General features: G+C 44.8%; 1 protein-coding gene. It reads left to right on the top strand.

What is annotated here, in order from left to right; genetic code table 11:
- Nucleotides 1–210, top strand: a 210-nt coding sequence (locus tag D0T87_RS24400; protein WP_203558794.1) for a hypothetical protein, incomplete at its 5' end; no start/stop codon positions are given.
- Between the last annotated feature and the right edge of the window lie 96 nt (nucleotides 211–306).

The following is a 306-nucleotide window of genomic DNA, read 5'->3' as shown; positions in this document are numbered from 1 at the left end:
CTAAACGTAAACACTAAATATTACCTCTACAGCGGATACGAAATTATCGAAAATGCTGAAAGAGACATCGAAAAAATCATCGAATACCAAGAAAAAACTTACAGCCGTAAGGGACTGGATGGAAGACGGTCTGCGGTCATTGTTAGGGCAGATAACGCCCGACGGACGGATTATGTACGATACATCCAAATCAGGCTATGGATTTTGTAGCCCGGTTGCCCATCGCTTTAGCCATTAAAGCAATGCTTGCATCGCCAATAGCAATTTCCATAGCCATCGCTACCGGACGGTTGGTCATGACATCCG

Source organism: Bacteroides sp. 51 (assembly GCF_010500965.1).
Classification (GTDB): domain Bacteria; phylum Bacteroidota; class Bacteroidia; order Bacteroidales; family Bacteroidaceae; genus Bacteroides.
The sequence above is the reverse complement of the archived record's forward strand: the minus strand, read 5'-3'. Positions and strand labels throughout refer to the sequence as shown.